Here is an 11,311-nt window from a genome sequence, read left to right on the forward strand (position 1 = left end):
TTCGGAGGAGCACAAGAACGAGTGGCTGCCGAAGATGGCCGCCGGTGAGGCGATCGGCTGCTTCGGACTGACCGAGCCCGACTCCGGCTCCGACCCCGGCTCCATGCGCACGCGCGCCCGCCGTGACGGCTCGGACTGGGTCCTCAACGGCACCAAGATGTGGATCACCAACGGTTCGGTCGCCGACGTCGCCGTGGTGTGGGCCGCCACCGAGGACGGGATCCGCGGCTTCGTGGTGCCCACGGACACCCCCGGGTTCTCGGCCAACGTGATCCACAGGAAGCTCTCGCTGCGCGCCTCCATCACCTCCGAGCTGGTCCTGGAGGACGTGCGCCTGCCCGCCGACGCCGTCATGCCCGCGTCGAAGGGGCTCGGGTCGCCGCTGTCCTGCCTGAACGAGGCCCGCTACGGCATCGTGTGGGGCGTGGCCGGTGCCGCCCGCGCCTGCTACGAGGCTTCCCTGGACTACGCGAAGACGCGTGAGCAGTTCGGCAAGCCCATCGGCGGGTTCCAGCTCACCCAGCGCAAGCTCGCCGACATGGTCGTGGACGCCAACCACGCCTCGATGACGGCGCTGCGGATCGGCCGGCTCAAGGACGAGGGGAACTGCCACCACAACCACGTGAGCTTCGGGAAGTTCGCCAACGTGGCGGCGGCGCAGCGGGTGGCCCGGACCGCGCGCGGCATCCACGGTGCCAACGGGATCACCCTGGAGTACCCGGTGATGCGTCACATGGTGAACCTGGAGACGGTGGCCACCTACGAGGGCACGGAGGAGATCCACGCGCTCAGCATCGGCCAGTCCGTGACCGGCGTCTCGGCGTTCCGGTAGGGCGGCGGGCACCCCTCGGGTGCCATCGGTGGCCGGAAACCATCACAATGGGAGCATCCGATCGAGGGAGTTGCCGAAGATGGTGAACGAACCGACGAAGCGGTTCGAGATGACGAAACTGCGGCGGACCGCCAACGCCTTCGTCAGCGGCTTCGTCAAGTACGGGGCCTGCCCGCCGGAGCTGCACCTGCTCACCACGCGTGGGCGCACCTCCGGTTTCCTGCGCACCATCCCGCTCAGTGTCCTGGACAGTGAGAGCGGACGGTACCTGGTCTCTCCGTACGGCGAGGTCGGCTGGGTGCGCAACATCCGCAAGGACGGTTTCGCCACCCTGCGCCAGGGCGGCTGGATCGAACTGGTGAGTGTGCGGGAGCTCGGCCCGGCCGAGGCGGCTCCGGTGCTCAAGGAGTACCTGGACAACCCCAGGTCCGCGGTCGTGGGCCCGTACTTCGACGCCCCGCCGGAGGCCCCGGAGCAGGCGTTCGAGGCCGAGGCCGACCGGCACCCGGTCTTCCAGATCGTGCGGTCCACGACGATCCGTCTGTAGAACCGCGCTGAGCCCCGGTCACCCGGAACTCGGGTGGCCGGGGCTCAGCCGTGGGGGCTCAGCCGTGGGGGTCAGCGCGCGGGGCGCAGCAGGGCCGTGCCCCGGTCGAGCGGTGTGTAGCCCACGGTCGCGTACGTCATGGCCGGGGTCGGGTAGGCCTCGTTCGGTGTGGTGTTGATGTACACCCGGTCCCCGCCCCGACGCGCGGTCAGGGCGCACGCCGTGAGGGCGAGCGCGACGGCCAGGCCCCGGCGCCGGTGCGCGGGGACCACGCCGAGGGGTTCGATCTCCGAGCAGCGGTTCTCCGGGTCCCACCACACGACGCAGCAGGCGGCCAGCGACCCGTCGGGGGCCTCCACCACCAGGTCGAGTTCGCGGTCGTACAGCAGCGCGGCGCGGGTGTTGTCGTACCGTTCCCGACTGAACCGGCTGGTCAGGTCCGGGTTCACCGTGCCCACGCGCTCGGGCCAGGGCAGGTCGGAGGGCTTCCAGGCGGTGCGGTGGCACTCCACCCGGGCCTCCTCCTCGCCCTCACGCACCGCGCGGATCCGGTAGCCGTCCGGCAGGTGGATCTCCTCCTCGGTGGCGTCGCGGCTCATCCACTCACCGAAGGTGTTGTCCTTCCCGAGGGCGAAACCGGCCTTCTCCGCGAGGTCGCGGAGCACGGTGTCCCCCTGGAAGGCCAGGAGCTCCACTGCGGCGTCACCGGTTCGGTCCAGGGCCCAGTCCAGGAGCGCGGCCCCGGCCTCGGGGTCGTCGGAGGCGCCCACGGCAGAGACGGTGGCGAGGGAGCGCAGGGCGTCGGGGCCCTCGACCACGGCCCAGCCCACGACCTCACCGTCCCGGCGGGCCACGGCCGCGTTCTCGGACGTGAACTCCTCGGTGGCCAGCTGCCAACCGAGGCCGCCGGGGTGCGGGGACTTCGGCCACAGGCGCCGGGCGAGGGCCTCCAGGGAGCGTGCGTCCCCGGGGCGGAGCGGGCGGACGTCGAGCATGGGGGGCTGCCTCCCCTCGGAGTGGTCCCAGGCACGTTAGCCCACGGGATCTCCCCCGCTCCACCGGTTTTCCGGGGCCGCCGCACCGCCCTCGCGGGGTGGCCGCGGGTCAGTTGCGGACGCGGAACACGTCGTAGACGCCGTCGACCCCGCGTACCGCGCGCAGCACGCTGCCCAGGTGCGTGGGGTCGGCCATCTCGAAGGTGAAACGGCTCTGCGCCACCCGGTCGCGGCTGGTCTGGACCGTCGCCGACAGGATGTTGACGTGCTGATCGGAGAGTACGCGGGTGATGTCGGAGAGCAGACGCGAGCGGTCCAGTGCCTCCACGTGCAGCGCCACCAGGAACATCGAGTCCTCGGTGGGCCGCCACTCGACGTCCACCATGCGCTCGCGGTCCAGGCTCGCGGCGTTGACGCAGTCCTCGCGGTGCACCGAGACCCCGTTGCCGCGAGTCACGAACCCCACGATGTCGTCACCGGGCACGGGCGTACAACACTTGGACAGGCGCGCCCACACGTCGGCGTCGCCACCGGCCACGACCACGCCCGGGTTCCCCGCGCGCTGGCGGCTGGTCGCCACCTTGGTCGGCAGCGACGACTCCGCGAGATCCTCCGCGTGGCTGTCCAGCCCGCCCATGGAGTCCACGAGCTTGCCGACCACGCTCTGCGCGCTGACCTGGCGTTCGCCCACGGCCGCGTACAGGGAGTCGACGTCCGGATAGCGCAGGTCACGGGCGAGGGCGATGATGGCCTCACCGTTGAACAGGCGCTTGACCGGCAGCTCCTGCTTGCGCATGTACTTGGCGATCTCGTCCTTGCCCTGCTCGATCGCGGCCTCGCGGCGTTCCTTGGTGAACCAGTGCCGGATCTTGTTGCGGGCGCGGGCGCTCTTGACGAAGTTCAGCCAGTCGCGGCTGGGCCCGGCGTCGGGGTCCTTGGAGGTGAGGATCTCCACGGTCTCGCCGTTGTGCAGCTCGTTCTCCAGCGGCACGAGGCGGCCGTTGATCCGGGCGCCCACGGTGCGGTGGCCGACCTCGGTGTGCACCGCGTACGCGAAGTCGACCGCCGTGGCGCCCTGCGGCAGCGAGATGACGTCGCCGCCGGGGGTGAAGACGAACACCTCCTGCACGGAGAGGTCGAAGCGCAGCGACTCCAGGAACTCGCCCGGGTCCTTGGTCTCCTGCTGCCAGTCGATCAGCTGGCGCAGCCACTGCATGTCGGTGCTGCCCTTGGACTTGGCCTCGGCACCGGCGGAGTTGCGGTCCTCCTTGTACTTCCAGTGCGCGGCGATGCCGTACTCGGCGCGACGGTGCATCGCCCGGGTGCGGATCTGGAGTTCGACCGGGTTACCGGAGGGGCCGATGACCGTCGTGTGCAGCGACTGGTACATGTTGAACTTCGGCATCGCGATGTAGTCCTTGAACCGGCCGGGGACCGGGTTCCACCGCGCGTGGATCGTGCCCAGGGCCGCGTAGCAGTCCCGGACGCTGTCGACCAGGACCCGCACCGCGATGAGGTCGTAGATCTCGTCGAAGCCCACGTTGCGGGCGATCATCTTCTGGTAGATCGAGTAGTAGTGCTTGGGCCGGCCGCGCACGGTGGCCTTGAGCTTGGACTCGCGCAGGTCGGCCGAGACCGCCATGATGACCTCCTGGAGGTACACGTCGCGGCGGGGGGCCCGCTCGGAGACCAGGCGGGCGATCTCGTCGAAGCGCTTGGGGTAGAGGGTGGCGAAGGCCAGGTCCTCCAGCTCCCACTTGATGGTGTTCATGCCCAGGCGGTGGGCGAGCGGGGCGAAGATCTCCAGGGTCTCGCGGGCCTTCTTCTCCCGCTTGGCGCGGGCCGGGAGGTAGCGCAGGGTCCGCATGTTGTGCAGGCGGTCGCACAGCTTGATGACCAGGACGCGGATGTCGCGGGCCATCGCCACGACCATCTTGCGGACCGTCTCGGCCTGGGTGGCCTCGCCGTACTTGACCTTGTCCAGCTTGGTGACGCCGTCGACCAGCTCGGCGATCTCGTCGCCGAAGTCAGCTCGCAGCTCGTCGAGGGAGTAGTCGGTGTCCTCGACGGTGTCGTGCAGGAGGGCGGCGGCCAGGGTGGCCTCCTGCATGCCCAGTTCGGCGAGGATGGTGGCGACGGCGAGGGGGTGCGTGATGTAGGGGTCGCCGCTTTTGCGTTTCTGGTGGCGATGATGGTGGGCCGCGACCTCGTAGGCGCGTTCGATCAGTCGTACGTCCACCTTGGGATGGGTGGCCCGCACCGTCTTGATCAGTGGTTCGAGCACCGGGTTCATCGTCACTCCCCGCTGGGCCCCGAGTCGGGCGAGCCTTCGGCGTACTCGCACCGTGGAGGGTGTGGTGGCGGCCGCCTGCGCCCCCGGGGCCCCCGGCCCCGAGACGTCGGAGGGCGCCGCGTCACGCGCGGCGCCCTCCGGGCGGTCCTTCTGTGGTCTGTCGGTGGCCTGCGCACCACTGCCGTCCGCACGCTCGGTTCGCGTGGCGGCTTCCTCGGGGGTGGCGGCCGTCGGTGTCTCGGGGTTCTCCCGGTCCGGACCCTGCTCGGACACCGCCCCGGTCGAGACCACTTCGTTTGGCATGCCTACCTCCCGCGGTTCCTCCCGGTGGAGCCGACGTCGCCGTTCGGCCCGCCTCCGGTGCACGTGCGTGTCATCAGGGCCAGTCGTTGACGCGGCCGCCGCGGTCCCCTCGCCCGTCAGTCTAGTGGGACCACTTCCCACCTGCGCGGGGAGCGGTCCGACCCCTCGTTTCCCCGGGTCCGGCTCGGAGGTACGGACGGTGACTCAGGTCACCAGGTACGTCACACCGAGTGCTGGAGTAGGTCAACAAGGACCGGCTGCCGGGGTATTCCCCCGAGGGGCGGCAGCGAGGCGAGGTGTCGGCCTCAGACCGAAAGGAGGGTGCGCGGCTCCACGTCGGGCATCTTCTCCCGTCCCCGCAGTGCGGAGAGCTCCATCAGGACGGAGAATCCCACGACCGTACCACCCGCCTTGCGGACCAGGTCCACCGCGGCCCTGCCGGTCCCGCCGGTCGCGAGGACGTCGTCGACGATGAGCACACGGCCGCCCGGGGTGATCGCGTCGGAGTGGATCTCGACGGTCGCGGTGCCGTACTCCAGATCATAGGCCTGGTCGATGGTGTCCGAGGGCAGTTTCCCGGCTTTGCGCGCGGGAACGAAGCCCGCACCCAGCGCCATGGCGACGGGAGCTCCGAAGATGAAGCCGCGCGCCTCCAGTCCGACCACGTGGTCGATCCCGCTTCCGAGGAAGGGCGCCGCCAGGGCCCGCACCGCGACGGAGAACGCACCGGGCTCGTTGAGCAGGGGGGTGATGTCCTTGAACAGGATGCCCGGGTGCGGGAAGTCGGGGACGTCGCGGATGTGCGCCTCGATCAGGGCGAGGTCGGCGGCGTCCGGGGCGTCCGGGATCGCGGTGTCGTGAGGCATGGGTGGCGGGGCCTTCTGTGGTGGGTCCGGTCGGGCGTTGGCCCGGCGGATCTGCGGGCGGCGTTGGCCGGGAAACAGCGGTACCGGCCCCGGGTGGGGGGCCGGTACCGAAGTCTGTGGTGAGCCGGGGCGCGGTGTCACGCCCGGCCCGGTGCTATCCCTTGGGCTTGTCGTCGTCGCCGAAGTCGGGACGGTCCTCGACCGGGGTGTCGTCGGCGGCGGGCGTGATGACCTCGCCGACACCGGCCTTGAGCATCCGGATGCGGGTACCGGGGGAGATCTCCAGGAGCACGTCCTGGTCGTGGATCTCCACCACCGTCGCGAAGATGCCCGCCTTGGTCATGACCTCGACGCCGGGGACCAGGGAACTCTGCATCTGCGTCTCCTGCTGGCGACGCTTCTGGTTCGGGCGCCAGAAGAGGAGCCAGAAGACCAGGAGGATCAGCACGAACGGGAGCATCATGCTGAAGATGCTGCCCTCCTGCTGGGCCGCGTCGGCGAGAGTGTAAATGCCCTGCACGGGGGCGTCCTTCCTGACGTTTCGTGTGGCCGACGTCTGCCGGTTCGGACACCGCGACGACCACCTTCTCGGGCCGACCGACCACGGCGGCCGGAGTCGTACCCGATGCCTACAACGCTCGGGGGGAGCCAACTCGTTCCGCCGGTGTCCGACGACACCAGACGAGGCCGCTGCCCCGTCCTGGCTGGTTCGACCCAGTTTACGTGGCGCCGGTCACCGGTCACCCACCGCCCGGGGTCGGAGCGCTAACGGTTCGGACCCGGTTCGCGCACGCGCCTCATTGTGCCCGGACGGGGGCCCGCTTGTGAAGTCTCCCGGCTCCGGTCAGGAGGCCGAGGTGCCCTGACCGGCCTTCCCTGCCCCGTTCGCGGCGGGGTCGGCGGCGGCGCCGAAGGCTGCGTCCGGCGGGGGGATGATCCCCATGTGCGCCCAGGCCATCGGGGTGGCCACACGGCCGCGCGGGGTGCGGGCGAGGAATCCGGAGCGGACCAGGAAGGGTTCGGCGACCACCTCCACGGTCTCGGCCTCCTCCCCCACGGACACCGCGAGCGTGGACAGTCCCACCGGGCCTCCCCGGAAGCGGTTCATGAGCACGTCCAGGATGGCCCGGTCCAGGCGGTCCAGACCGAGCGCGTCCACCTCGTACAGCTCCAGGGCGGCGCGGGCGTTGTCCAGGGTGAGACGGCCGTCTCCGCGCACCTCGGCGTAGTCGCGCACGCGGCGCAGGAGCCGGTTGGCGATCCGGGGGGTGCCCCGAGAGCGGCCGGCGATCTCCCCGGCCGCCTCCCCTTCCAGCGGGGCGCCGAGGAGCCCTGCGGAGCGGTGCAGGATCTGCTCCAGCTCGCCGGGCTCGTAGAAGTCCATGTGAGCGGTGAAGCCGAAGCGGTCGCGCAGCGGTGCCGGGAGCATGCCCGCGCGGGTGGTGGCCCCGACCAGGGTGAACGGGGCGATGTCCAGGGGGATGGCGGTGGCGCCGGGCCCCTTGCCGACCACGACGTCGACCCGGAAGTCCTCCATGGCGACGTAGAGCATCTCCTCGGCCGGGCGGGCCATGCGGTGGATCTCGTCGAGGAAGAGGACCTCACCCTCCTGGAGGGTGGAGAGCACGGCGGCGAGGTCGCCGGAGCGTTCAATGGCGGGGCCGGAGGTGATGCGCAGGGGCGCGCCGAGTTCGGCGGCGATGATCATGGCGAGGGTGGTCTTGCCCAGGCCCGGGCCGCCGGACATGAGGATGTGGTCGGGGGCGCGGCCCCGGCGCTGGGCGCTGTGCAGGACCAGGGCGAGCTGTTCGCGCACCCGGTGCTGGCCGACGAACTCGTCCAGGTTCCTGGGGCGCAGCGCGCCCTCGATCTGGTGTTCCTCGACGTCGGCTTCGGGCGAGACGGCGTCACGCTCGTACACGGGTCTTCTCCCTCCGGTTCCTGTCGGTGGCTAGGCGCGGCTGAGTCTGCGCAGGGCGCTGCGCAGCAGGACGGTGACGTCGCCGGTGTCCTCGGCCTCGGCGGCGACGGCCGAGGCGGCCGCCTCGGCGTCCTTGGTCGACCAGCCGAGGTTGACGAGGCCGGAGACGACCTGGCCGCGCCAGGCCCCGTTGGGTTCGGTGCCGCCGGAGGCGTCGGCGGGGGGCAGGGTGCCGTCGGTCATGACCGGGGCGTCGAGTTTGCCGCGCAGTTCCAGGACGATGCGCTGGGCGCCCTTCTTGCCGATGCCCGGGACGCGCGTCAGGGCGGTGGTGTCCTCGGTGGCCACCGCCTGGCGGAGGCTGTCGGGGCTGTGCACGGCGAGCATGGCCAGGGCGATGCGGGGGCCGATGCCGGAGGCGGTCTGGACCTGTTCGAACAGGTTCCGCTCGTCGTCGTCGGCGAACCCGAAGAGGGTGAGGGAGTCCTCGCGGACGACGAGGCTGGTGGCCACGGTGCCCTCCTCCCCCACGTGGAGCCGGGAGAGGGCGGAGGGAGTGCACTGGACGGTCATACCGACCCCGCCGACGTCGATCACGGCGCTGGCCGCGCCGCGTGCGGCCACCCGGCCGGTGAGGAACGCGATCATCTCGTGTGGACACCGGGAGGGGTGCCCGTCTCCTTCCTTGGGGGCTGTGGTGCTGCCTGACGCGCACGCCGCCGCTCTGCCGGGGGCTAGCGGCCGCGTGCGCGTCGGGCCAGTTCCACCTTGCGGGCGAAGTCCTGTTGGGCCTGGGCGACCCGGGCCTGGGCCCCGCCGCGCCAGATGTGGCAGATGGCCAGGGCCACGGCGTCCGCGGCGTCGGCCGGTTTCGGCGGCCCGTCGAGTCCGAGGATACGCGCCACCATGCCACCGACTTGCTTCTTGTCGGCGCGACCGTTGCCGGTGATGGCGGCCTTGGCCTCGCTGGGGGTGTGGGTGGCCACGGGGAGTCCGCGCCGGGCGGCGCAGACCAGGGCGATGCCGCTGGCCTGGGCGGTTCCCATGACGGTGCTGAGGTTGTGCTGGGCGAAGACGCGTTCGACGGCGACGGCGTCCGGCTCGTACTTGTCGAGCCATTCCTCGATGCCGCGTTCGACCTCCACCAGGCGCTGCGGGAGCGGGGTGTCGGGGCTGGTGCGGATGGCGTCGGCGGCCAGCAGGCGCAGGGGGCGGCCGATGGCGCCCTCGACGGCCCCGACCCCGCAGCGGGTCAGCCCCGGGTCGATCCCCAGCACGCGCACGTCCCCACCCTGTCCTTTTCTCGTCGCCCACGGCCGTGTTCTCGAACGTCCGTTCGCACCATGCTAGCGGCGGGCGCCGACGGGATCGGCCGCCAGGCGCGGCGTGTCGCCCCCGAGGGGTGGACGGGCGGACCCAGGGGTGGACGGGCGGACCGAGCGGTGCTAGGTTGAACTCACATCGAGAAAAACTCAGCTTGAGAACAACAAGGGGGAAGCAGTGTCCGAGGGGATCGACGGGCCGACCGGGGACCCGCGCGGAGCGGGTCGCTACGACGCGGCCGACGAGCGCAGGTACCTCGCCGGCTACGACCCGAACGCGTTCGCGCCCGTCGCCGTCACCGTCGACGTGGTGGCCACGACCATCCGCGACGGAGTCCCCCACGTCCTGCTCGGCCGACGCACCCGGCAGCCGCAGCGAGGCCGGTGGGCGCTGCCCGGCGGCTTCGTCCGGGCCCAGGACGGACCGGACGCCCCGGCCGACCGCGACCTGCCGGACGCCGCCCTGCGCGTGCTCACGGAGAAGACCCCCCTGCCCGCCGAGCTGCACCTGGAGCAGCTCGGCACCTACGGGGCGATCGCGCGGGACCCGCGGATGCGGGTGGTGTCGGTGGCGTACATGGTGCTGGCCCCCGACCTGCCCGACCCGCACACCGGCCGCGACACGGCCGAGGCCGCGTGGGTCCCGTGGACCTCCCTCGGACACGGCGACGGTGGCAGGGACCGGCACGAACTCGCCTTCGACCACGCTCGCGTCCTCGCCGACGCGATCGAACGCGCCCGTTCCAAGCTGGAGTACACCGCGCTCGCCACCGCCTTCCTCCCGTCCACGTTCACCATCTCCGCTCTGCGCGGCGTGTACGAGGCGGTGTGGGGGCGGACCCTGCACGCCGCCAACTTCCACCGCAAGATCCTGGCCACCCCGGGGTTCGTGGAGGACACCGGTGAGCTGGCCGAGCGCGGCGGCGCGGGGGGCGGCCGCCGCGCGCGGCTGTACCGGGCGGGCGGCGCCGCCCTGCTCCACCCGCCACTCCTGCGCGGCGCCCAGTGAGGAGACGGGGCCGCCAACAGTGAGCGGGACCCCGTGAGCACTCGTCGAGCCACACCCCCGGAAGGGAGACCGGTGAACGTGGAGCACAACCCCCAGGGCGGACTCGACTCCGCCCTGCGCGAGCTCGGACTCGCGGCCGACCCCGCCGCGCTGTTCGGTCCCCTGCCGCTCGACGGCGAGGCGGTCCCCGTGGCCGCCACCGCCGCGTACCGGCACCTGGCCCGGCTGCTCCATCCCGACACCGCGCCCGCCGAGCGCTCCGCCGAGGCAGCGGCCGGGTTCTCCCGGCTCACCGAGGCCTGGCGGCGCTACCGGACGGCGGTGGAGGGCGGCCTGGGCCTCGACGACATCACCCTCGTGGCCCGGGGGCGGACCTACCACGTGAGCCGGGACGGCGCTCTGGCCAGCGGCGACGTGGCCGACCTGCATCCGGTGCGGTGGCGGGAGGGCACCCGTGGCGCGGCGCCGGACGGCCCCTGGCGGGACGCACTGCTCAAGCTCCCCCGGGCCCCGCGCGACAACGACCTCCTCCTGGCCGAGGCAACCGCGCTGCGCCGGATCCGCGAACGCGGCGCCGAACGGTACCGGGCGTTCGCCCCGGAGCTGGTGGAGTCGGTCCGCCACCGGGACGCGGCCACGGGTGTGGAGCGGCGGGGCAACGTGCTGGGCCGACTGTCCGGTTTCCACAGCCTCGCCGAGGTGCGACGGGCGTACCCGGACGGGATCGACCCGCGCGACGCCGCGTGGATGTGGCGGCGGCTGCTGGTGGCGCTGGGCAACGCCCACCAGTCCGGGGTCGTGCACGGCGCGGTCGTACCCGAGCACGTTCTGGTCCACCCCGAGGCGCACGGTCTCGTCCTCGTGGACTGGTGCTACTCCGTCACCTTCGGCGAGCGGCGCACCGCGCCGCACGTCCCGGCGATGGTTCCGCACCGCCGGGAGACGTATCCGCCGGAGGTCGCCGAGCGCCGCCCCGCCGTGCCCGCCACCGACGTGTACATGGCCACCCGGTGCGTGGAGTTCGTGACCGACGGCCGCCTCCCCGGTCCGCTGCGGGCCCTGGCTCGCGGGTGCACGCTGCCCTCCCCGGAGAGGCGCCCCAAGGACGCGTTCGCACTGCTCGGTGAGCTGGACGAGGCGCTGGAGCGGTGCTTCGGTCCGCGCCGGTTCCGCCCCTTCGCCATGCCCGCCTGAACCACTCGACCCCCGTTACCCACCCACCA

Annotated in this window: 11 protein-coding genes; 4 read left to right on the plus strand and 7 right to left on the minus strand. The window is 72.0% G+C overall.

What is annotated here, in order from left to right:
- Together D452_RS0121305 and D452_RS0121310 are read left to right on the plus strand one after the other, a co-directional pair.
- Window positions 1-832 (plus strand): acyl-CoA dehydrogenase family protein (locus D452_RS0121305; RefSeq protein WP_017546169.1); only part of this gene is annotated, 832 nt, incomplete at its 5' end.
- Window positions 833-911: 79 nt separating this feature from the next.
- Window positions 912-1,379 (plus strand): nitroreductase/quinone reductase family protein, encoded by a 468-nt coding sequence (locus tag D452_RS0121310; protein ID WP_017546170.1) that lies wholly within the window; start codon window positions 912-914, stop codon window positions 1,377-1,379.
- A gap of 71 nt (window positions 1,380-1,450) precedes the next feature.
- Here the strand turns inward: D452_RS0121310 and D452_RS0121315 are convergent, their stop codons facing one another.
- From D452_RS0121315 to ruvC, 7 genes are all read right to left on the minus strand, one after another.
- Entirely contained in the window at window positions 1,451-2,374 is a 924-nt protein-coding gene (locus D452_RS0121315; RefSeq protein ID WP_017546171.1) for a GNAT family N-acetyltransferase, read from the minus strand.
- A 109-nt stretch (window positions 2,375-2,483) separates the two neighbouring features.
- Window positions 2,484-4,667: a RelA/SpoT family protein gene (locus D452_RS0121320; protein WP_026129535.1), complete on the minus strand. Its 2,184-nt coding sequence runs from the start codon at window positions 4,665-4,667 to the stop codon at window positions 2,484-2,486.
- A gap of 608 nt (window positions 4,668-5,275) precedes the next feature.
- Window positions 5,276-5,836: an adenine phosphoribosyltransferase gene (locus tag D452_RS0121325; protein ID WP_017546173.1), complete on the minus strand. Its 561-nt coding sequence runs from the start codon at window positions 5,834-5,836 to the stop codon at window positions 5,276-5,278.
- Window positions 5,837-5,990: 154 nt separating this feature from the next.
- Window positions 5,991-6,356: a preprotein translocase subunit YajC gene (yajC, locus tag D452_RS0121330; protein WP_017546174.1), complete on the minus strand. Its 366-nt coding sequence runs from the start codon at window positions 6,354-6,356 to the stop codon at window positions 5,991-5,993.
- 324 nt (window positions 6,357-6,680) lie between these two features.
- A complete protein-coding gene (gene ruvB / locus D452_RS0121335) occupies window positions 6,681-7,757 on the minus strand; it encodes a Holliday junction branch migration DNA helicase RuvB (RefSeq protein WP_017546175.1) in 1,077 nt (358 codons plus the stop codon).
- Window positions 7,758-7,787: 30 nt separating this feature from the next.
- Window positions 7,788-8,405, minus strand: coding sequence for a Holliday junction branch migration protein RuvA (gene ruvA / locus D452_RS0121340; protein ID WP_017546176.1), 618 nt, complete (start codon window positions 8,403-8,405; stop codon window positions 7,788-7,790).
- A gap of 86 nt (window positions 8,406-8,491) precedes the next feature.
- Window positions 8,492-9,040, minus strand: coding sequence for a crossover junction endodeoxyribonuclease RuvC (gene ruvC, locus D452_RS0121345; protein ID WP_017546177.1), 549 nt, complete (start codon window positions 9,038-9,040; stop codon window positions 8,492-8,494).
- 229 nt (window positions 9,041-9,269) lie between these two features.
- Here ruvC and D452_RS0121350 point away from each other — a divergent pair, with 229 nt between their 5' ends.
- Entirely contained in the window at window positions 9,270-10,088 is an 819-nt protein-coding gene (locus tag D452_RS0121350) for an NUDIX hydrolase (RefSeq protein WP_051061345.1), read from the plus strand.
- 72 nt (window positions 10,089-10,160) lie between these two features.
- Window positions 10,161-11,282, plus strand: a complete 1,122-nt coding sequence (locus tag D452_RS0121355) for a hypothetical protein (protein ID WP_017546179.1) — start codon at window positions 10,161-10,163, stop codon at window positions 11,280-11,282.
- Window positions 11,283-11,311: the final 29 nt, after the last annotated feature.

Source organism: Nocardiopsis prasina DSM 43845 (assembly GCF_000341265.1).
Lineage (GTDB): Bacteria > Actinomycetota > Actinomycetes > Streptosporangiales > Streptosporangiaceae > Nocardiopsis > Nocardiopsis prasina.